At 67.1% G+C, this 20707-nt stretch carries 21 protein-coding genes; 3 read left to right on the top strand and 18 right to left on the bottom strand.

Going from position 1 to position 20707, the window contains the following annotated elements; translation table 11 throughout:
- Nucleotides 1-167: 167 nt before the first annotated feature.
- The 4 genes from OU419_RS17595 to OU419_RS17580 form a co-directional block, all read right to left on the bottom strand.
- Entirely contained in the window at nucleotides 168-836 is a 669-nt protein-coding gene (locus tag OU419_RS17595) for a TIGR04211 family SH3 domain-containing protein (RefSeq protein ID WP_254475694.1), read from the bottom strand.
- 390 nt (nucleotides 837-1226) lie between these two features.
- Nucleotides 1227-1739, bottom strand: a complete 513-nt coding sequence (locus OU419_RS17590) for a thioredoxin family protein (protein WP_254475695.1) — start codon at nucleotides 1737-1739, stop codon at nucleotides 1227-1229.
- A 68-nt stretch (nucleotides 1740-1807) separates the two neighbouring features.
- Nucleotides 1808-2311: a GNAT family N-acetyltransferase gene (locus OU419_RS17585; RefSeq protein WP_254475696.1), complete on the bottom strand. Its 504-nt coding sequence runs from the start codon at nucleotides 2309-2311 to the stop codon at nucleotides 1808-1810.
- Nucleotides 2312-2433: 122 nt separating this feature from the next.
- Nucleotides 2434-3093: a glutathione S-transferase family protein gene (locus OU419_RS17580; protein ID WP_254475697.1), complete on the bottom strand. Its 660-nt coding sequence runs from the start codon at nucleotides 3091-3093 to the stop codon at nucleotides 2434-2436.
- A gap of 229 nt (nucleotides 3094-3322) precedes the next feature.
- On the opposite strand from OU419_RS17580, the gene OU419_RS17575 reads away from it, so the two are divergent.
- Nucleotides 3323-4144 carry an alpha/beta fold hydrolase gene (locus OU419_RS17575; RefSeq protein ID WP_254475698.1) on the top strand — a complete coding sequence of 274 codons (822 nt, stop codon included), beginning with the start codon at nucleotides 3323-3325 and terminating at the stop codon, nucleotides 4142-4144.
- A gap of 55 nt (nucleotides 4145-4199) precedes the next feature.
- Here the strand turns inward: OU419_RS17575 and OU419_RS17570 are convergent, their stop codons facing one another.
- The 6 genes from OU419_RS17570 to OU419_RS17545 all read right to left on the bottom strand — a co-directional run bounded on the left by OU419_RS17570 (nucleotide 4200) and on the right by OU419_RS17545 (nucleotide 9359).
- Nucleotides 4200-4553 carry a VOC family protein gene (locus OU419_RS17570; RefSeq protein WP_254475699.1) on the bottom strand — a complete coding sequence of 118 codons (354 nt, stop codon included), beginning with the start codon at nucleotides 4551-4553 and terminating at the stop codon, nucleotides 4200-4202.
- Between the two features lie 46 nt (nucleotides 4554-4599).
- The gene (locus OU419_RS17565; protein ID WP_254475700.1) at nucleotides 4600-5109 is read right to left on the bottom strand and encodes a hypothetical protein; all 510 of its coding nucleotides are present in this window, start codon (nucleotides 5107-5109) and stop codon (nucleotides 4600-4602) included.
- Between the two features lie 153 nt (nucleotides 5110-5262).
- On the bottom strand, nucleotides 5263-6825 hold the full coding sequence (locus OU419_RS17560) for an FAD-binding oxidoreductase (RefSeq protein WP_254475701.1): 1563 nt from the start codon (nucleotides 6823-6825) through the stop codon (nucleotides 5263-5265).
- A gap of 13 nt (nucleotides 6826-6838) precedes the next feature.
- On the bottom strand, nucleotides 6839-7501 hold the full coding sequence (locus OU419_RS17555) for a hypothetical protein (RefSeq protein WP_254475702.1): 663 nt from the start codon (nucleotides 7499-7501) through the stop codon (nucleotides 6839-6841).
- 10 nt (nucleotides 7502-7511) lie between these two features.
- Entirely contained in the window at nucleotides 7512-7847 is a 336-nt protein-coding gene (locus OU419_RS17550) for a c-type cytochrome (RefSeq protein WP_254475703.1), read from the bottom strand.
- 36 nt (nucleotides 7848-7883) lie between these two features.
- On the bottom strand, nucleotides 7884-9359 hold the full coding sequence (locus OU419_RS17545; protein WP_254475704.1) for an aldehyde dehydrogenase family protein: 1476 nt from the start codon (nucleotides 9357-9359) through the stop codon (nucleotides 7884-7886).
- A 421-nt stretch (nucleotides 9360-9780) separates the two neighbouring features.
- Between OU419_RS17545 and OU419_RS17540 the strand changes: the two genes are divergently transcribed.
- The gene (locus OU419_RS17540) at nucleotides 9781-11664 is read left to right on the top strand and encodes a sigma-54-dependent Fis family transcriptional regulator (protein ID WP_254475762.1); all 1884 of its coding nucleotides are present in this window, start codon (nucleotides 9781-9783) and stop codon (nucleotides 11662-11664) included.
- A gap of 43 nt (nucleotides 11665-11707) precedes the next feature.
- Here OU419_RS17540 and OU419_RS17535 read toward each other — a convergent pair whose 3' ends face one another.
- The gene (locus OU419_RS17535) at nucleotides 11708-12604 is read right to left on the bottom strand and encodes a SphA family protein (RefSeq protein ID WP_254475705.1); all 897 of its coding nucleotides are present in this window, start codon (nucleotides 12602-12604) and stop codon (nucleotides 11708-11710) included.
- A 285-nt stretch (nucleotides 12605-12889) separates the two neighbouring features.
- Here OU419_RS17535 and tatA point away from each other — a divergent pair, with 285 nt between their 5' ends.
- Nucleotides 12890-13105, top strand: a complete 216-nt coding sequence (gene tatA / locus OU419_RS17530) for a twin-arginine translocase TatA/TatE family subunit (protein WP_254475706.1) — start codon at nucleotides 12890-12892, stop codon at nucleotides 13103-13105.
- Here tatA and OU419_RS17525 read toward each other — a convergent pair.
- From OU419_RS17525 to OU419_RS17495, 7 genes are all read right to left on the bottom strand, one after another.
- The gene (locus tag OU419_RS17525) at nucleotides 13034-13678 is read right to left on the bottom strand and encodes a methionine ABC transporter permease (protein ID WP_254475707.1); all 645 of its coding nucleotides are present in this window, start codon (nucleotides 13676-13678) and stop codon (nucleotides 13034-13036) included. The genes tatA and OU419_RS17525 overlap by 72 nt on opposite strands.
- Nucleotides 13671-14732, bottom strand: a complete 1062-nt coding sequence (locus tag OU419_RS17520; protein ID WP_254475708.1) for a methionine ABC transporter ATP-binding protein — start codon at nucleotides 14730-14732, stop codon at nucleotides 13671-13673. The genes OU419_RS17525 and OU419_RS17520 overlap by 8 nt, the downstream gene beginning before the upstream one ends.
- Nucleotides 14733-14968: 236 nt before the next feature.
- Nucleotides 14969-15766 (bottom strand): MetQ/NlpA family ABC transporter substrate-binding protein, encoded by a 798-nt coding sequence (locus OU419_RS17515; protein ID WP_254475709.1) that lies wholly within the window; start codon nucleotides 15764-15766, stop codon nucleotides 14969-14971.
- A gap of 23 nt (nucleotides 15767-15789) precedes the next feature.
- Complete coding sequence (locus tag OU419_RS17510) at nucleotides 15790-17187, bottom strand: LLM class flavin-dependent oxidoreductase (protein ID WP_254475710.1); 1398 nt, start codon at nucleotides 17185-17187, stop codon at nucleotides 15790-15792.
- Nucleotides 17184-18401: an SfnB family sulfur acquisition oxidoreductase gene (locus OU419_RS17505; RefSeq protein ID WP_254475711.1), complete on the bottom strand. Its 1218-nt coding sequence runs from the start codon at nucleotides 18399-18401 to the stop codon at nucleotides 17184-17186. Before OU419_RS17505 ends, OU419_RS17510 begins: the two co-directional genes overlap by 4 nt.
- 9 nt (nucleotides 18402-18410) lie before the next feature.
- On the bottom strand, nucleotides 18411-19646 hold the full coding sequence (locus OU419_RS17500; RefSeq protein WP_254475712.1) for an SfnB family sulfur acquisition oxidoreductase: 1236 nt from the start codon (nucleotides 19644-19646) through the stop codon (nucleotides 18411-18413).
- A 167-nt stretch (nucleotides 19647-19813) separates the two neighbouring features.
- Nucleotides 19814-20584 carry a MetQ/NlpA family ABC transporter substrate-binding protein gene (locus OU419_RS17495; RefSeq protein WP_254475713.1) on the bottom strand — a complete coding sequence of 257 codons (771 nt, stop codon included), beginning with the start codon at nucleotides 20582-20584 and terminating at the stop codon, nucleotides 19814-19816.
- Nucleotides 20585-20707 lie beyond the last annotated feature (123 nt).

The following is a 20707-nucleotide window of genomic DNA, read 5'->3' as shown; positions in this document are numbered from 1 at the left end:
CCCAAGCGGCTGAGGTGTGCAACACCGGGCTTCCGGCGCCTGGTCCGCAATGCCGGCGCAGAACGTGCCGCCACGGCCAGGCGCAGCCACTGGGAAACGTGCCCCAGCGGCCTGCCCCGTGGGCGCCGATCAGGCCTATGCCTGACGCTTGCCGGAACGGCGGATGGTCAGACCCACTGGTCGTTACGTTTGCGCCGCACGCGCAGCAGCGTCGGCAGGATCAGGCCAGCCAGCAGGCCGGCGCCGGCGATGCTGCCGCCGTAGGTCATGTAGCGCATCAGCACCTGCTTGTTCTCATCGCCGAGCTGCGCCTGCGCCGCGCGCAGCTCCGAACGCGCCTGGCTGAGTTCACTATCGAGGGAGGTGCGTGCCGCCTGAAGCTCGTCGATGAGTTTCCTGCGCGCGTCGAGGGTTTCCTGCATGCCCTGCACGCGGGCCTTCCAGGCGTCGTCGATGCCGGCCAGCTGGCTGGTCAGCTCGGTGACCTTCTGCTCCAGTTGCGGCAGGCGTTCGGCCTGGCCGGGCTTGTCCTGCAGGTCGCGGCTGGGCAGCCAGACGGTGCTGCCGTTCTCGCTGCGCACCTGGCTGTAATCGTCCTGGGTCTTCAGCAGTTCGACCTTCTGCCCGGAGACGAGGGTGCCGACGATGCGGTAGCCGTCGGTCGGGCCGCTGCGCACGTAGGTGGTCAGGCTGTCGTTCACCCAGCGGGTGTTGCCGGGCGTCTCTTCGGCCACGGCGGGCATCGTGGCCGCCAGCAGACCGCCGAACAGGCAGGCACTGGCGGCGTGGGTCCGGAGGGAGGTAACACGGGGGGCGAACGGGCGGGATAGGGACATGGGCAATCTTCACATGGCGATAGAAACAGACCCGTCGAACGGGAGCGGAATCGCCGGCCCGGCGAATTGTTGTGGACGCGAACGTCAACGGACGGTGCGGGGCGCGTTCCTGCGCCAACTGGCCAAGGGCCATGCGAACCGCCCGGAGGGCCGACAGCTGACAGACAGCCGGCAGATGGCCGGAGTTCACTGGGTGGCGGGGCAGGGGATGGGCGGCTGTCCTCGAACGGGACGGGCGGAGGGACTCAGGGCCTCTTCAAGGCCCCGTCGGGCAAGGCGAAGGGCGTGCGCCAGCGAATCAATCGGGCAGGAAGGCGCAGCGCCAGGTGAGCATCCGGAGCCAGCGTTCCAGACGTCGCGAACAAGCACGGGCTGATTCCGTGCGGGCTTTCAGGCGCGGCCTTCGGCGGCTTCGAGGATGTCGAGCAGATCGGTCAGGGTGCTTTCCAGGTAGAGCCCGGCGCGGTAGTCCGGCTTCAGCGCGTCGCCGCCGGCGACCACCACCTGCGGCCGTTCGATGAAGCGGCCGACCAGTTGGAAGCGCTCGTCCAGTACGGCCACCACCGGTATCGGGATGCGTTCGAGTTCCAGCCGTTCGCGCAGGTCGTCCTCGGCGCGGCCCTTGGTGATGATCGCCATGTCGATACGTGGCTGGGTGCGTTGCAGGTAATCCAGCACGGTGACGTTGATCTGGCAGTCCGGGCACCACATCTCGCCGGCCACCAGCAGGTGGTAGCGTCGCTCTATCCTGCCGATGCGCTGGCGGGTGGTGTCGCCGATGACGCCCGGCTCGGCGAGCCTGGCCTGTATCGTGCGGGCGCCGGCGATTTCGTCCGGCAGGCCGTGGGCGATGAAGGCTTCGAAGCGTTCACCGATGGCGAAGAGTTCCTCGTAGGAGGCCATGATGGTGTCTCGTGCCGCGGGGATACCGGCATCCCAGCAGAATTGCCCGGCGCCGGCAACCCGGGAGGTCAGTGGGTCGAGGTCGTCACCAGGTAGCTCAGCAGTTGCGAGTCGTCCCCCGGTTCTACCCTGAGCACAGGCCGCGGCAGGTCATCCAGTACCGCGCGCCAGAATGCCTGGGCCACGCTGTCCTGGCGATAGAAACGCACCAGCCAGGGGGTGTCGCCGCCAAGCAGCACCTGGGTCGCCAGCGCACGGCCGATGCCCAGCCGGCGATACTTCCTGAGCACGAAGAGGTCGGCCAGCTCCAGCGCTTCGACGCCTTCCAGTTCGCTGCGCTCGATCAGCAGGAAGCCGGCGATGAAACCGTCCGCGAGGATCAGGTTGGCGCTCCATTGCGGCTCGCTCCAATAGCGCGCCAGGTGCTGTTGGTGAACGTAGAAGCGCCCGTCGACCTCCACGTCTTCCTGTTCCCAGTCCGACGAGTCGTAGGCGTAGTACTGGTAGAGGTTGCGGATCAGCTCGGCGTGTTCGGGGCCGGTCTGGACCAGTTCGATGGGGATGTCGGTCATGGATGGCGTCGCTGCGTGAAGGGTGCGCATTCTGGCAAAGCGTGGGCGAGGACGCAAAGCACGATGGCCCTGGCGCAGCGCGACAGAGACCTTCCCGACGCCCGCAGGCCGCACCGTCGCGGTCAGTCCCGTTCCGGTGCTCCCAGCGGGAACAGCGGGCGATAGGGCCGGGCCTCTTCCACCGCACGGGCGAACGACGGGCGGGCCAGCAGGCGCGAGCGGTACGCGCGAACGCCGGGGTAGGCGTCGCCGACGGGGTGGGTCCAGTCGGCGTAGAACAGTGCTGGCGCGGCCGCGCAGTCGGCGAGGGTGAAGTGCTCGCCGGCGGCCCAGGTCCTGCCGGCGATATGGCTCTCCAGCCAGGCGTAGGCGAGCTGCAGTTTCGTCACCGCTTCCGCCAGGCCGTCGCGCCGGCGGATCGCATCGCCGCTCAGCGCGCCGCTGACCGCATGCTGCACCGGGCTCATCACATGCAGGTCGAAGAAGCGGTCGAGGAAGCGCACGTCCAGCGCCGCCATCGGATCGTCCGGCAGCAGGCGCTGCGGGCCGCCGTAGGCCAGTTGCAGGTACTCGATGATGATGCTGGTCTCGACCACGCTGCGCTGGCCGTCCCGCAGCAGCGGGAACTTGGCCAGCGGCCACAGGCGCAGCCAGTCGTCGGTGTGCTCCGGCTTGTCCGGCCCGAGGCAGCGGAACTCGAAGGCAATGCCATTCTCGTAGAGCGCGACAAGGGCCTTCTGCGTGTACGAGGAGAACGGATGACCGTAGAGCACGAGGGACATGATGGGGCTCCGGCAGTTCGGCTTGCGTGCGTCGGGAGTGGTTTCACCCTAGTCAGCCCCGCCAGTGCGCGCAAGGTAAGCCGGACGGAGCGATCGCTCGTCGGAAATCCTGCCCGCGGCAGCGTCCGGCCCCGCTGCCCATCTATGCTCAGCCCCTGCCGTAGAGCGGTTCGCCGACGCTGTAGTCGCGGCGTTTCTTTTCAACCAATCCATGAAGGAAACGACCCAAATGAGCATCGTGAAAGCGAAAGATGGCACCGAAATCTTCTACAAGGACTGGGGCAGTGGCCAACCGGTGGTGTTCTCCCACGGCTGGCCGCTGAACGCCGATGCGTGGGATGCGCAGATGCTGTTCCTGGTGCAGAAGGGCTACCGGGTCATAGCCCATGACCGCCGCGGACATGGTCGTTCCGGCCAGCCGTCCGCCGGCAACGACATGGATACCTATGCCGATGACCTGGCGACACTGATCGACGCGCTGGACCTCAAGGGCGCAACGCTGGTCGGGCACTCCACCGGCGGTGGCGAAGTAGCGCACTGCATTGGCCGCCACGGCACCCGGAGGCTGGCCGGGGCGGTGCTGATCGGCGCTGTGCCGCCGATCATGCTCAAGTCCGCAGCCAACCCCGGCGGCTTGCCGATCGAGGTGTTCGACGGTATCCGCAAGGGCGTGAGGGAGGACCGCTCGCAGTTCTACAAGGACCTCGCGCTGCCGTTCTACGGCTACAACCGGCCGGGCGCCAAGGTTTCCCAGGGGGTGATCGACAATTTCTGGCTGCAGGGCATGACTGGCGGCATCCACGGCCAGTACCTGTGTATCCGCGAGTTTTCCGAGGTCGACTACACCGAAGACTTGAAGAAGATCGACGTACCGGCGTTGATCCTGCACGGCGACGATGACCAGATCGTCCCCATCGACGCCGCTGGCCGACGTTCCGTGGAGTTCGTCCGGCAGGGCGAGCTGAAGGTCTACAAGGGCGGCTCCCACGGCATGTGCACTACCCAGGCGGATCAGGTCAACGAGGACCTGCTGGCGTTCCTCAACCGCTGAGCGGCAACGGCGCAAGACTACTCGCGGGATGGCGCGCAGCCTTCCCGTGGTGGTCTCAGTGGCTGTGTTCCAGCACGTTGATCACGGTGCCCAGTGGGTCGCGCAGGAAAAACCGGCGCACACCCCAGGGTTCGTCGGTCAGCGGGTAGACCACCTGCTGGGCGGCAGCGAGGGCGCGTTCGTGCACCTCGTCGAGGTTGTCCACCTCGATGGACAGGTCCGGTACCGGCGCGCCGGAGCCACCTTCGCTGGCCAGGCTCAGTTGCACCAGTGCGCTGCCAGCGCTGGCAAGCGTGATCAGCCAGCCGTGGTCCATCACGATATCCAGGTCGAACAGCTCGCGATAGAAGCGCGCGACTTCGCCGGGCTTGCCGGCGGCGAGGTTGGCGACGATACGGCGGACGGTCATGGCAGTGCTCCCGGACGATGGACCCGCCAGCATAGACCGTCGCCGGTTAGTGCGCGGGCCGCGCGGGTGGCACGCGGCGGCGATGGATGCGGTAGAACTGGTAGAGCACGCCAGCCACGAAAAGAACCAGCGCGACCAGAATGGCCGTCTGCACCGGTGGCGAGTCCGGGCCGTTGCCGATGGGATTGCCCGGTGGCAGGCGCGACAGCGATTCGTTGAGCGTAGGGATCATCATCAGGAAGAAGCTGAAGCTCATCGCCCCGGTTTCCAGGTAGTCGCGCAGGTTGCCGAGCGCGCCGAAGCGGTGCGCGTAGCAGCTCACCACGATAGTCAGCAGGGTGAGGATGCCGATGGCGTGCCCGGCATTGAAGCCGCCCGTGCTGGACAGGCCGAAGGCGGTCAGCACCGAGGCGCTCATGCCATACACATACCAGCGGCCGAGCACGGTGCGTGGGTCGATGCGTCCGGCGCGGCGGAAGGCCCAGAGGCCCGCGGCCAGTGGCACCAGGCTGATAGCGGTATGCACGATACCGAGGCTGGAGAGGGGGTGAGCCATGACGAGCGCCTCCGCGGCGGACAAGGGCGCCTGGCTTCCATGAGCCGTGCTGGGCACGGAGGGCGGCGCGATGCTCGAAGCGTAGCCGTCCCGCGCCGGGTGGGCCGGCACAGGCGACGAGCGCGACCCCGCGAACGGGGCCGCGCGGAGGGGTCAGGCGTCGAGGTCGATGCCGGACTTGCCGGGGGCGAAGATGTTGTTCGGGTCCAGCGCACGCTTGATGGCATGATCCACGCGGCGCTTCACCGGGCCGTAGCTGTCCGCCACGCGGTCCATGAACGCGGTATTCACCCGGTACACGGCGTAGCCGAGCTTCTCGAACTCATCCAGCAGCTCGCTGAAGCAGGCATGGGCGGCCTGGGTCTGCGCCGGGTCGGTGCGGTCGTAGAGCACGTCGATCACATGGTGCATGTCGCGCCAGCCGACGATGAACTCGCCGACATAGTCCAGGCCATGTTTGTTGAGGATCCGCTTGGCCAGTTGCATCTGCTTGTCGGTCTCGCTGCCGCGCGCCTGGCTGACCGGCGCGAACCACATCGAGCCGCCGCCGCCACGCCAGTTGTACAGGCCGAACTCCTGCAGGTTGGGCACGCCCTTCATCAGCTTGGCGCGGTAGTCGAACGGCTGGGTGCCGCCGGCTTCCTCCTCGGTGATCAGCGTACCCTTGCCCAGTGCGGCGATGGCCTGCTGGACGATCTTCCAGTTCACCTCCACCTGCTCTTCGGTACCGTACAGCGCGGCATACACGTTCCAGGCACCCAGGCCCTTGTCCTTCATGATCTGCTTGACCACCGAATCCGGGGTTGCGCCCGGCTCGCGGATGTAGTCGCTGCGCCGCACGTTGGCGCTGCCGGCTTCCCACAGCACGTTGGCGATCACCAGCGCGTTGGGGATGATCTGGGCGATGCGCAGCGGCCGCAGGACCTCGACGATCTCGGCGATGTCACTCTCGTTCTCGAAACGGATGGCGAACGGCTTGTACTTCGGCGGCTTGGGCATCAGCCAGAAGCCCATCTTGGTGCAGATGCCGAAGTTGGACTGGGTGAAGATGCCGTCCAGGCTCGGGCCGTAGCCCCACTTGAACACCTGCCAGCTATTCTCGCCCTTGACCCCGCCCATGCCGGTGCGCAGCACGTCGCCATTGGCCAGTACCACTTCCATGCCGCACTGCATGAGGAAGTGCTCGCCATAGGGGGTGTAGCCCACGCCACGGTCGAGGGTGTTGCCCACCGGGCCGGCGATGGCCGACGGCGCCGACATCGACAGCATCAGCGGCAGGTTGTTTTCCTCGATGTAGTCGTACAACTGCTGGTAGGTGACGCCCGGCTCCACCAGCGCGGTGCACAGCTCCGGGTCGACATGCAGGATCCTGTTCATCTTCTTCAGGTCGAGGATCACCTGGCCGCGCTGGCCGGGTGCCGCCGAGCCGTAGCCGAAGTTGCGGCCGGTGGAGATGGTCCAGATCGGGATGCGGTGCTCGTTGCAGATCTTCACCACGCCCTGCACCTGCTCCACGGTGGTGGCGGTGAGCGCAGCGGACGGCGCGTGCTCGGCGTCCGGCACCGGCATCATGATCTTCATGTACGGCACCAGCTGGTCATCCTTGAGCAGCACGTTGTCCTCGCCCAGCAGGGCGCGGAACTTGGTCACCGCCTTGGCGAATTCGGTGTTTGCCACGCCACGGGGGAGCACGGCGTTCTGATTGGTTTCGGTCATGGGACGGGCTCCTTCAGGCCTGGATCGAGAAAGACACGAAATGGCCGCTCAGCCCGCTGGCGGCGATGTTGGGGGCGATGCGGCCGGGCGCGGCACCGGCGAGGGCGAAGCCGAGGGCGGCGGCCCATTGCTCCTGCTGGCCGGCGCGACGCGGCGCGGCTTGCAGTCGCGACGGGGTGTGCAGGCCGTCCAGGCGCGACTCGCTGATGGCGAAGCCGGCGCCGCAGAGAGCCAGTGCGTGCCCCAGTCGGCTGGCGCAGCCGTGGCTGGCGTCGGCGCTGAGCAGACGGTGGCGCGAACGGCTGCCGTCCACGCTGTGCTGCCCGAGCCAACGCACGCGGGCACCGGCGCTGCGTGCTTGCTCGACTGCCAGCAGGGCACTGGCGTCGTCGAGCAGGCCGAGTACTTCGCCACCGCTGCGCAACTGGGCGGCGAGTGCGGCGAGGAACTCACCGTCGGCGCTGGCCTGCAGCACGCGCGGCGCGGTGTCGGTTGCCGCGAGGATGCCCTGGTAGAAGGCCGAGTCGCGGGCCGGACGCTCCAGCAGTACCAGCGCCGGAGCGCCGCTGCGCTGCCCCAGGGCGCCGGCGAAGGCGCTGCCCGGCAGGTTCAGCGCGACGCCGGAAGCGGCGCCCAGGGCCATGCCCTTGAGCAGGGTTCGACGTTCGATATTCATCGCGATGCCCTCACCTGGCCGCTTGCGCGGGCGCTGCGGACTGCTGGATGTACTGCGCCACGCTCTTGAGCGCGTCGTCGTCGATGTAGGCGGCGGGAAACGCCGGCATGGCGCGGAAGCCGTGGCGGACTATGGCGCTGATGTACTCAACCGGCAGTTGGCGACCCTTGATCACCGGGCCGACGCCTGCCTCGTGGCAGTGTCCGCAGACCTTGGCGTAGACATTGGCGCCGCCGTGCCACTGGCCGTCACCGTCGGCCAGGGCCGGCAGGCCGATGCCGGTGAGCACCAGCGCCAGGCTGGCGGGCAGGATGCGGCGAACGCCGCGGGAAGGGATGCAAGGCATGGGCTTCTCCGTTGTTGTGGTTGTTCGAAGGAACGCTCAGAAGGGGTACGGGCGCGGGCCGTGCTGCACGCTGAGCCAGTGGTCGGTGGTGAATTCGTCGATGGCCCAGTCGCCGTTGAAACGGCCGATGCCGGAGTTCTTCTCGCCGCCGAAGGGCGCGTTGGGCGCATCGTTCACCGGGATGTCGTTCACGTGAGTCATGCCGGCGTGAATCCGCCGGGCGAAGCGCACGGTGCGTTCCAGGTCGCCGCCGAAGACCGCGCTGGACAGGCCGAACTCGCTGGCATTGGCCAGCTCCAGCGCATGCTCGGCATCGCGCGCCGGCTGGATGCCCACCAGTGGGCCGAAGATTTCCTCGCGGGCGATTTCCATCTCCGGGTGTACGTCGGCGAACACATGGGGTGGCAGCACGCGGCCTTCCACGGCGCCTTCCACCAGCACGCGGGCGCCTTCCGCGCGAGCCTTGTCGATCTTGCCCAGCAGGCCGTCGAGCTGGCGCTGGTTGATTACCGGGCCGATCACCGTGGCCGGGTCGCTCGGGTCACCGCAGCGCAGCGCCTTCACGCGCTCGGCGTAGCGCTCGCAGAACGCCTGGTAGAGAGGCTGCTCGACGATGATGCGGTTGATCGCCATGCAGATCTGCCCCTGATGCAGGAACTTGCCCACCACGGCGGCATGGACCGCGCGTTCCAGGTCGGCGTCGGCCAGCACCACGAACGGGCTGTTGCCGCCCAGCTCCAGGGCTACGTGCTTGAGATGCGCGCCACCGCTGGCGATGCGGCCGATGGAACGGCCCACCGGGGTCGAGCCGGTGAAGGAAATCAGCGCCGGGACCGGGTGTTCGACGAAAGCGTCGCCGATCTCGCTGCCGGAGCCGACCACTACGCTGAGCACGCCAGCGGGCAGGCCGGCCTCCTCGAACAGACGCGCCAGCAGCAGGCCGCCGCTGACCGGAGTGTCGCTGGCTGGCTTGACCACCGCCGCGTTGCCCAGCGCAAGCGCTGGCGCCACGGAGCGTTGAGTCAGGTGCAGCGGGAAGTTCCACGGGCTGATGACTCCCACCACGCCCAGCGGGCGGCGGTACACACGGCTTTCCTTGCCGGGGATGTCAGACTCCATGATGCGTCCGTGTACCCGGCTCGGGAACGAGGCCGCCTCCAGGGTGATGGCGCGCGCGGCGCCCCATTCGATCTCGGCTTTGATCCGTGTGCTGCCGGATTCGCGGATGATCCAGCCGATGATTTCTTCGCGGCGCTGGTCGAACAGCTCGACTGCGCGCAGCAGTACCGCGGCGCGGGCCGATGGCGGCTGCGCGGCCCACGCGGCCTGGGCGATGCTGGCTGCCTGGTAGGCCTGGTCGAGGTCTTCGCGGGTGGCCAGCGGCAGGCTCAGCAGGCACTGGTCGGTGTAGGGATCGCGGACTTCCAGCTGGCGCGGCGAAGCGCCGTGACGCCAGTGGCCGGCCAGCGGTTGCAGGTCCAGATCGGCATAGGGGGGCAGGGGGAAGCTCATGGAGTCCTCTCTCTTGTTGTTCAGTGGGAAAGCGCGAAGCGGATCAGGCCGTGGGTTTCAGCTGGCTGATCGGGTGCGATGGCGGGTGGAGCGGGGAAGGGCAGTAGGTCATGGCACGGGCACCGTCTTGTTGTATGCGCTGGGCGCTGTACAAGGGCCTTAACAAGGGCCGTGCCAGAAGTTGTGATTCCCTTTAATTTCCTTATTTATCAACTGGATACACTTATTTTTCGATGAGCGGGCGGCTTCGGTGAAATCCCGTCGCGCAGAATTTTGTGAAGACTTTTCGCCGCCTCGTCGAATTGCCTTGGTTGCCTGGTGCGTTGATCGAACGTGCGCTGGTCGAGGATCGACCGTGGCGATTGACCGCGTGGGCCGGGTGGGCATACTGGAGCCGATTCCCTGCCTGTGCCTGCCTGAAATGACTGCCTCAAGACATAACGATAATGACCGCGCGACACTCGAAGAGCGGTTCCTGGAGCACCTCCTGAAGAGCCGCAAGCGGCTGATCGTGGAGAGCACCACCGGCCTCGAGAACCGTGGCTGCCCGTCCGCCGGCGAGTTGGCCGAGACGGTGGCCTTTTCGCCACAGGATGGTTCCATCTGGCTGTGCGGCCAGCGCATGGTGCTGCTGCAGACCTCCACGCTCGGCACCTTGCGCCGTGAACTGGTGGAGAACCTCGGCACCCTCAAGGCCCGCGAGGTGTTCACCCGCACGGGCTGGCAGGCAGGGGCGGCCGACGCTTCCCAGGTCAGCGAGCAGTGGCCGCAGGGCGACCCCAGCGCGCTGTTCTCCGCCGGACCTCGCCTGCATATGCTCGAAGGCATGCTCAATGTCGAGGCGCTGCGCTTCGAGATGGACAACAGCCTGGGGCACTTCGACGCCGAGTTCCTCTGGCACAATTCGGTGGAAGCCGATGTGCACATTGCCCAGTACGGCATTGGCAACGACAGCGCCTGCTGGATGGCCATCGGCTACGCCAGCGGCTATGCGTCGTCGCTGCTGGGCCGCCTGGTGGTGTTCCGCGAGGTGGAGTGCCGTGCCTGCGGCCAGTCGGTGTGCCGCATCGTCGGCAAGCCCGCCGAGCAATGGGACGATGTGCAGCGTGACCTCGCCCACCTGGATGCCCGCGATTTCATCAGCCGCGCACCCCATGCCTTCGCCAGCGAGATGGAGGTCGCGCGGCTGGACGATGTGCCCGCGCCGGACGAGCCCGATGCGCGGCGGATGGTGGGAATTTCCTCGGCCTTCGTCGCCGCCAGCCATCTGCTGCGTTGCGTGGCGCCGACCCAGGCCACGGTGCTGCTTACCGGCGAGTCCGGCGTGGGCAAGGAACTCTTTGCCGAGAATCTGCACCGCGCCAGCAGCCGCCAGCACATGCCGCTGATTTCGCTGAACTGCGCGACGCTGCCGGAGAACCTGGTGGAGGCCGAGCTGTTCGGCGTCGAGCGGGGCGCCTTCACCGGCGCCGAGCGTACCCGCGCCGGGCGTTTCGAGCGCGCCGACGGCGGCACCCTGTTCCTCGACGAAATCGGCACCCTGAGCCTGGCGGCGCAGAGCAAGATTCTGCGGGCGTTGCAGGAAGGCGAGATCGAACGGGTTGGCGGCAATGCGCCGATCCGCGTGGACGTGCGGGTAGTGGCGGCGACCAACCTGGACCTGCGTGCCGAGGTGGCTGCCGGGCGATTCCGCGAGGACCTGTTCTATCGCCTGAACGTCTTCCCGATCCACCTGCCGCCGCTGCGCGAACGCCGCGAAGATATTCCGCTGCTGATGAACCACTTCCTCAGGCGTTTCAGCGAGCGCCACGGTCGTCGGCTCGCCGGCTTCACCACGCGGCTGCTCAACGCGCTGCTGACCCACGCCTTCCCCGGCAACATCCGTGAACTGCAGAATCTCATCGAGCGGGGTGTGATCGCCTGCCCGGACGGTGCCGCGATGGACATCAGCCACCTGACCCTGGGTGGCGATCGCAGCATTGCCGCACCGGTCGGCCTGACGCCGTCGGGCCGCCTCGGCAGCCTGCCGCTGCCCGGCGAGCTGCACGCCACCGCGCTGGCCGATGCGCAGTTGTTGCAGGCTGCGTTCGAGAGCGAGCAGAACCGTGGCGCCTCCGGCGAGCCGGTGCTGGCCAGCCTGCAGGCGTTCATCGCTGGTCGCCAGGACGCCCTGGGCACCAGCCTGGATGCCATCGAGAGCCTGCTGGTGAAGCTGGCACTGGAGCGTAGCCAGGGCAACATCACCGCTGCCGCGCAGATGCTCGGCATGAGCCGCGCCCAGGTCAGCTACCGGCTCAAGCGCTGAAGGCTGCGGCGACGGCAGCGCCGGGGCGCCGTCGCCGCGCGGTTCAGAGCGGGAAGGTCCACTTCAGCCAGTAGGCCGCGCCTTCCGGGCGGTTGCGCACGTCGCTTTCCTGTTGCCACTTGGCGCTCAGGTGCCAGCCGGAGGCCGCGCTGTACTGCACCGATGGGCCGATGGCGAAGGCCCGCCCACGGTTGTCGTCGATACGATGGCCGTCCTGTTCGTCGTCGCTCACCTGGCGGTAGATGTAACCTCCCACGCCCACTACCCAGCCGTTGCCCAGGCCCCAGCCGACGGCGTAGTCGGCATGCAGTTCCTGCCCCGACAGGTAATCGGTGGACTGGTTCTCGAAGTTGTAGTCGTACATCAGGCGTACGTCGGCATTGAGCCCCTGCGGGTCGATGTAGCTCAGCGCGTAGATGGCCTGCAGGGTGGTGTAGTTGCGGCCGAGGTTGACCAGGTCGTGCTTGTCGTAGGAGCCGGTGGGCAGCACCACGTCGATACCGGTGGCGGCATGCAGCTTGTCGCTGTAGTGGTAGCCGAGGAACGGCCCCACGTGGATGTCGCCCAGGCCACTCTTGCTCTCGCGCTGGCCCTCCATCTTCAGGCGCATGCGGTTGAGCGGCACCACCGCATGGAAGCCCAGGTTGCCGCCGAGCATCTGCTGTTCGGTGACCCAGATGAAGCGCGGCACGATGGAACTCACGTGCAGGTCGAAGTCCACCGGCAGTTCCCGGCCGTCGTTTCCGCGCAGGCTGTCGGCGCGGTAGTCGGCGGCGAAGACCTGGCCGTAGATGCCCGGTGGCGGTACTACGCCCATCAGGTAGTTCTCGATGCCCATCGGCCAGGAAGAGCCGCCCCCTTCGGTGGCCTGGGCGAAGGGCAGGGCTCCGCCCAGCAGGAGGGCGCAGGACAGTCGGAGGGCAGGGTTGAATCGGTTCATTGAAGGCACGCCTTTTTTGTTGTTGTCGATGCGCCTTACTCAAGCTTTGTGCCACCTTTTTGGCTTCTTGATAAATCCTTATATATCAATGGGATACTGGATATCCGCGGCTCGCGGATGGCCTGTGGGCGCTGGCGGCCGGGGGATTTCGTTAAGAATTTCCAGCGCGTGCGGAAAGTTCGCCGTCGGCGCGTTCGATCAGCGCCCGGAGTTCGTCGCGGGGCGGCATCGGCGTCGTCGGAATCCCGTTAACCTTCGGCCAACCGATCAACCGAGGATTGCGTCATGGGACTGTTCGACTGGAAACACTGGCTGGTGCTGCTGGCGGTGGTGGTGCTGGTATTCGGCACCCGCCGGCTGAAGGGGGTGGGGGCCGACCTGGGCGAGGCGATCAAGGGCTTCCGCCGCTCGATCGCCGAGGAAGAGAAGTCAGAGGCGCCGGTTCAGCCAGCGTGCCAGGCGGTCGCCGCCGAACTGGATCAGAGTCACCAGCGCCACTAACAGGATGATCACGGTGAGCATCACCTGGGTGTCGAAGCGCTGGTAGCCGTAGCGGTAGGCGAGGTCGCCGAGGCCGCCGGCGCCAATCGCTCCGGCCATCGCCGATGAATTGATCATGGTCACCAGGGTGATGGTGAAACCGGCGACGATACCTGGCCGCGCCTCCGGCAGCAGCACGTTCCAGATGATGTGACGTGGCTGGCAGCCCATCGCCTGGGCGGCTTCGATCAGGCCGTGGTCCACTTCGCGCAGGCTGACTTCGGCGATCCGCGCGAAGAACGGCGTGGCGGCGATGGTCAGTGGTACCACGGCTGCCCACACGCCGTAGCTGGTGCCGACGATCAGGCGGGTGAAGGGGATCAGCGCGACCATCAGTATCAGAAACGGTATCGAGCGCAGCACATTGACCACGCTGCCGAGGCTCCGATTGACCAGGCGCGCCTGGAAGATCCCGCCGGGGCCTGTTGTCACCAGCACCAGCGCCAGCGGAATGCCGGCCAGGAGGACGATGGCCGACGACATGCCGATCATCAGCAGGGTATCGAGCAGGCCCTGCAGCAGGCGTTCAGGCATGGCTGAGTACCTCCAGGCGGTCGGCGACGCCCTGGGCGCGTTCGAGCAGTTGCGGCGCACTGGCTGCGGGGGCGGCGACGCTCAGCAGCAGACGGCCGAGGGCGCGGCCCTGGATGCGCTCGATGCCGCCGTGCAGCAGGCTGACGCGGCTGTTCAGCGCCTGGGCGATGGCCAGCAGATCCGGCTCCTGCTCGCGCACGCCGGTGTAGTGCAGGTCGAGGATGACTTCGTTGTCCGACGGCTGTTGCAGCCGCGCCAGCAGGTCCGGCGGCAGATGCTGCTGCAGCGAGCCGAGCAGAGTGCGGGTGACCTCGTGGCGAGGGCTGCCGAACACTTCCCAGACGTCGCCCTGTTCGACGATGCGGCCGCGTTCGAGTACCACCACGCGGTCGCAGATTTCGCGGATCACCGCCATCTCGTGGGTGATCAGCACGATGGTCAGGCCCAGGCGACGGTTAATGTCGCGCAGCAGCGCGAGGATGGCCTGGGTGCTTTCCGGGTCGAGCGCCGAGGTGGCTTCGTCGCAGAGCAGGATTTCCGGTTGATGCACCAGCGCGCGGGCGATGCCAACGCGCTGTTTCTGTCCGCCGGAGAGTTGCGCCGGATAGGCGTGGCGCTTGTCGAGGAGGCCGACCAGTTGCAGCAGTTCATCCACCCGCTCGGCGATGCGCGCCTTCGGCACGCCGGCCACGCGCAGGGGCAGGGCGATGTTCTGTGCGACAGTCTTGGCCGACATCAGGTTGAAGTGCTGGAAAATCATGCCGACGCGGCGGCGCAGGCCGACCAGTTGACGCGCGTCGAAGGCGCCGATGTCTTCGCCGTCGATCAGCACCTGGCCGACGCTGGGGTTCTCCAGTCGATTGAGGGTGCGGATCAGCGAGCTCTTCCCGGCGCCGCTGCGGCCGATGATGCCGAACACTTCGCCACGGCGGACGGAGAGTTCGATGTCGCTCAATGCCTCCACCGGGCCGTGGTGGCCGGCGTAGGTCTTGCCCAGCCCGCGCAGGGCGATGTGCTGGGTGGCAAGTTCGAGATTGCGGTTGAAGATGACCATGGTGGGGGCCTGTTCTGAGTTTGGGAGCGACAGCTGGCGTAGGAGCGGACTTCGTCCGCGATGGCATCCGGCGCCAGGCGAACCTATCGCGGACGGAGTCCGCTCCTACAGAAACGCTTGCGCTTTTATTGCCAGGAACGTAGGGCGCATAACCTGGAACAGGTTATCCGCCGGCGGCTGCGCGGCGTATAACGCTGGCGCGTTATACGCCCTACAACCGCAGGTGTACGGTGACGTCAATTCCAGCCCGGCTGGTAGAGCGAGCCGTGGGCCTTGTCCAGGGCGGCGCGCACCTGCGGCGAATGCTGGTAGAGCTCGACGAAGCGCTTGAGCCTGCCATCGGGGTCCTTGAAGTCGTCGCGGGTCACGAACTGGATGACGTATTCCTTGTTCTCGATGCCATCGAACAGCAGTGCGCTGTTCGGGTCGATGGTCCCGGCCAGGCGGATGTAGTGCGGGTAGCCCTGTGCCAGGTCGACGTCGTCCAGGGCGCGCACCAGTTGCACGGCTTCCAGCTCGATGATCTGGATGTGCCTGGGGTTGGCCACAATGTCGTCCAGGGTCGCCTTGTAGCCCACGCCGTCCTTGAGCTTGAGCAGGCCGGCCTTCTGCAGCAGCTGCAGGCCGCGGCCGCCATTGATCGGGTCGTTGGCGATGGCGACCTTGGCCCCGTCGGGCAGGTCGGCGATGGCCTTGTACCTGGTGGAATACAGGCCGACGTTGTTGATGATCCCCGGCGCGAATGCCTTCAGGTGCAGGCCGCCTTCGCGGTTGGCGTTTTCCAGGAAGGGGGTGTGCTGGAAGTAGTTGGCGTCTATGTCGCCGTGGTCGAGGGTGATGTTCGGCGCGTTCCAGTCGGTGAACTCCACCAGCTCGACCTTCAGCCCCTGCCGGGCGGCTTCCTTCACCGCCACTTCCAGCGGCGGCGCGAAGGCGGCGGTGGTGCCCAGGCGCAGGCTGTCGGCGGCCTGGGCGAGGCCGGCGGCGAGAAGACTAAGGGAGAGGCTCAGCGTCAGCTTGAGATGTGCAGGCATGGCAACGAATCCTTTTTTGATTTTTACAGGGAGAGGGCCGGAGTCGCTCCAGTGGCGGTTGCCTGGCGGAAGCTCGCGCCGACGTGCCGCGTGGGCAGTCGGGCGCGGCCGGTGCCGAAGAGTTTTTCCCGCAGGGTGCCGTCCGCGTAGACGGTCTTGAAGGCGCCGCGGTTCTGCAGTTCGGGAACCACCAGCTCGATGAAGTCGGCATAGCTTTCCGGCTCCACGGTGCGGGTGAGGTTGAAACCATCGAGACCGGCCTCGTTGACCCAGCCCAGCAGCTCATCGGCCACCCGCACCGGGTCACCCACCAGCGTGGTGTAGCGACCGCCGAGGGCGAGCTGTTCGAGCAACTGGCGCACGGTGGCGTCGGTGCGGGCTACGGTCAGGGCCCTGGTGGCGGACTCGATGGCGTTGGTCTTCTGATAGCGGATCGGTTCGTCCAGGGCGTAACGCGAGAAGTCGATGCCGGTGGTGCTGGCGAAGTGCGCAAGGCCGGCTTCGGCGCTGGCAAAGCGACGGTACTCGGCGAGCTTGTCGCGGGCCTCGGCGTCGGTCGGCGCGACGATGACGTTGATGCCCATGAACACCTTGATGTCATCCGCGTGGCGGCCGGCGTCCACCGCTGCCTGGCGGATGCGTTCGACCAGCCCGCGAGTGGCTTCGCGGGTCTGCGCCGAGACGAACACGCATTCGGCGTGACGCGCGGCGAAAGCCAGCCCGCGGTCGGACGCGCCGGCCTGGAACAGCAGTGGCGTGCGCTGCGGCGATGGCTGGCTGAGGTGGTAGCCCTCGACATCGAAGAATTCGCCGTGGTGGCGGACCTTGTGCACCTTGCCCGGCTGCGCGTAGACCCGCCGCTGGCGGTCGGCGAGCACGGCGTCGTCTTCCCAACTGCCTTCCCAGAGCTTGTAGAGCACTTCCAGGTATTCGTCGGCACGGTCGTAGCGGCGGTCGTGGTCGATCTGCCTGTGTTCGCCCATCGCCCGGGCGGTGCTTTCCAGATAGCCGGTGACGATATTCCAGCCCACCCGTCCGTCGCTCAGGTGGTCGAGTGTGGAGAGCCTCCGGGCGAACGGGTAGGGTGCCTCATAGGTGAGGTTGGCGGTTACGCCGAAGCCCAGGTGCCGTGTTGCGCCGGCCATCGCCGAGACCAGCATCAGCGGGTCGTTGACCGGCAACTGGATAGCCTCCCGCGCGGTGAGGTCGATACCGTTCTGGTAGACGTCGTAGACGCCGAGGATATCGGCCAGGAACAGTCCGTCGAACAACCCCTTCTCCAACAGGCGGGCAAGATCGGTCCAGTGGCTGAGCCTGTTGAAGTCGCTGGAGCGGTCGCGCGGGTGCGTCCACAGGCCGTGGTTGATGTGGCCGACGCAATTCATGCTGAAGGCGTTGAGGAGGATCTGCTTCTGGCTCATAGGGTCCCCCGGCGCGGCGGCAGTTTGCCGTTGAGGTAGTAGTTGCCCACCGCGAAGTATTTCCAGCGCGCCGGGTCGTGCAGAGTGTGTACGCGGGCGTTGCGCCAGTGGCGGTCCAGGCCGAGCTCCGCGAGGCTGGCGCGGCTGCCACCCAGTTCGATCAGCTTGGAGCCTGCCAGCAGCGAGACTTCGGTGGTGATCGCCCGCGCCTCGGCCACGGCGATGGAGGCGGCGGCGACGCTCTCGGCGTCCGGCCCGGCGGTGGCGGCGTCGAGTACCCGGCCCGCGCGGTCGAGCAGCGCTTCGGCGGCGTGCAGGCGGATCGCCAGGCGGCCGACTTCATTGATCGCCAGCGGGTCTTCGCTGGCCTTGTCCACGCCCGAGTCGATCCACGGCCGCGCCTTCTCGCGCAGGAACACCAGCGCATCCTCGTAGGCGCCACGGGCGATCCCGACGTCGATGGCGGCATGCAGGATCTGCGCGAAGGGGCCGACCGTGGTCGGGCGTTCGAACGCGCTCTGGAAGGGCACGACGTCGTCCTCGTCGATGGGCGCGCCATCGAACACCACGCTGCCGCTGCCGGTGGTGCGCTGGCCGAAGCCGGACCAGTCGTCGATCACCGTAACGCCGTCGGCGTCGCGCGGGATGAAGGCCAGTTGCTGGATGCCTTCGTCGTCGATCACCAGCGTTGGAATACGCTGCGCGTAGAGCGCACCGGTGCAGTAGAACTTGCGACCGTGAATGCGCAGCTCGCCGCCTTCGCGCGTGAGGCGCGTGGTGCGGTCATGGGCGGTGCGCGTGCCGATTTCCGCCAGCGCGTTGCCCAGGCGCACGCCAGCGAGCACCTCGGCGAACAGGCGGGCCCGCTGCTCTTCGCTGCCGTTCACCCGCAGCAGTTCGACGGCGTAGAAATGGTTCTGCGGAATCTGCCCCAGCGAGCCGTCGGCAGCGGAGATGATGGCAATCACGCGCGCCACCGTGACGCGGGAAACGCCGGCGCCGCCGTATTCGCGGGGCACGGTGATGCCCCACAGGCCGGAGCGGCTGAAGCGTTCCAGTTCGTCCCACGGCAGGCGGCGTTCGCGGTCGCGGGCGATGGCGCCTTCGCGGAAGTCGGCGGCCAGGGCGCGGGCGACGTCCAGGGCTTCGTCGTCGCTGCGGATGATGTGGATGGGGCTGCTCTGCTGCAGGGGAGATTGTACGAGGCTGTTCATCGGCGCTCCTCAGATCCAGGAATGACGCGCCGGGCGGGCGCCGTTGAGGTGGTAGGCGCCGACTGCCTGGACTTTCCAGCGCACCGGGTCGTGCAGGGTGTGCACGCGGGCGTTGCGCCAGTGGCGGTCGAGGTTGAATTCGGCGAGGGTGGCGCGGCTGCCAGCCAGCTCGAAGAGCTTCTCGCTGGCGGCCAGGCTGATCTCGGTGGTCAGCACCTTGGCTTCGGCCACGGCGATCGACGCGCGGGCGGCGGACTCGTCGTCGATGGGCCGCGCGCTGACCTCGTCGAGCACATGGCCGGCGCGTTCGAGCAGTGCTTCGGCAGCGTGCAGTTCGACCTGCAGGCGGCCGATCTCTGCGACGGTGAAGGGCTCTTCGCTGGCCTGCTCGACGTTCGCGTCGATGAAGGGGCGGGTGCGGGTGCGGATGAAGTCGATGGCGTCTTCCAGGGCGTTCGCCGCGATGCCGGCATCGATGGCGGCCTGTATCAGTTGCGAGACGGCACCCTGGATGTTCGGCACATCGGCGAGGCGGCCGTTGTGGATCACCAGCGAACCGGAAACCGGGGCGTTGTCCAGCAACACGGTGCCGCTGGCGGTGGTGCGCTGGCCGAAGCCGGACCAGTCGTCGACGATGCGCAGGCCTTCCACGCCGCGTTCGACGAAGCCCATCACCGCGCGGCCTTCCTCGTCGATGGCTTTCACCGCGACCCAGTGGGCGAACAGCGCGCCGGTGGAATAGAACTTCTCCCCGCTGACGCGGAAGTTTTCGCCGTCGCGAAGCAGCCGCGCCTTGAGTTCCAGTGTGTTGCGGGTGTTGCGTTCGGGGCCGGCATTGCCGATGCGCCGACCGTTCAGCACGCCGCCGAACAGCACGCGCTTCTGCGCGTCGCTGGCGACGTTGTCGATGACGTTGAGCAGGCCGAACTGGTTCTGCGGAATCTGCCCCAGCGCCGGGTCGGCGGCGCAGATCACGCGGAAAACTTCGGCCACGGTGGCGTAGGACACCTGCGCGCCGCCGTAGGCGCGGGGAATGCTGATGCCGCCCAGGCCGAGGGCGGTGAAGTGCTCCAGCTCGCGCCAGGGCAGGGCGCGCTCGCGGTCGCGGGCGGTGGCGCCGGGTTTCGCCAGGCGGGCCACTTCGTGGGCGGCGGAGAGGGCCTGGGCGTCGTTGTCGATGCGGCGCGCCGGGAGTAGCCGGGGCGCCTGGTCACGAAGGTCCTTGGGTGCGGATTCGTAGGTCATGCGTTGCCTTCTGTTTTGGCTTTTGTTGTCACCTGTGAGATCAAGGTCTTGCGAGCTAGAGCCAGGCAAGGCGGGCAGGGACTCGGAAGCGCAGTTCACTCCGCGCATTACGAGTCCCTGCCCAACGCGGCATGGCCGACGCGCAGCAGACCGATTCCGGAGCTCGATCAGAACGCCGGCGCGATCTCGCCCTTGTAGCGGGTCAGGATGAACTGGCGGACTTCCGGCGAATTCAGCGCCTTGGCCAGCTTCTGGATGCCCGGGTCCTGGATGTTGTCCGGACGGGCAACGAGGAACTCGGCATAGAGGTCCTTGCCTTTCTCCACGATCAGCGCGCTCTTGGTGTCGATGCCAGCTTCCAGCGCGTAGTTGGCGAAGACGAACGCCAGGTCCACCTGCTTCACCGCGCGCGCCAGCAGGGCGCCTTCCAGTTCACGGATCTTCAGGTGCTTGGGGTTGTCGGTGATGTCGCGCTCGGTGGACTGCGGGTTGGTCGGGTCCTTGAGCTTGATCAGGCCGTTCTCGGCCAGCAGCACCAGCGCGCGGCCGGTGTTCACCGGGTCGTTGGGGATGGCCACGCTGGCGCCGTCGGGCAGCTCGGCGAGCGACTTGTACTTGGTGGAGTAGGCGCCGAAGGGCTCGATGTGGATGCCCACCACCGGCACCAGGTCGGTGTGACGGGTCTTGTTGAAGTCATCGAGGAAGGGGCGGTACTGGTAGTAGTTGGCGTCGAGGTTCTTCTGCGCGAGCTGCAGGTTGGGCTGGATGAAGTCGGTGAAGACCTTGATGTCCAGGTCGACGCCTTCCTTGGCCAGTTCCGGTTTGACGAACTCGAGGATCTCGGCGTGGGGCACCGGGGTGGCGCCGACCACGAGTTTTTCCCCCGCATGGGCGGAGAAGGCGACGACGGCTGCCAGGATGGCGATGGCCTTTTTCATGGGTGTTGCTCCTTGAACAGTAGTGGGTGGGCCGTCGTGGGGTGGACGTGGGGCCTTGTTGGCAGCGGGGCCGGCTGCCGGCGGCTGGATCGCAAGTGCCGCTCCCGGGCGGGGAGTGGGCGG

This window comes from Pseudomonas triclosanedens, assembly GCF_026686735.1.
Classification (GTDB): Bacteria; Pseudomonadota; Gammaproteobacteria; order Pseudomonadales; family Pseudomonadaceae; genus Pseudomonas; species Pseudomonas triclosanedens.
Note: the sequence above shows the minus strand (reverse complement) of the source record. Positions and strands in the feature narration are given on the sequence as shown.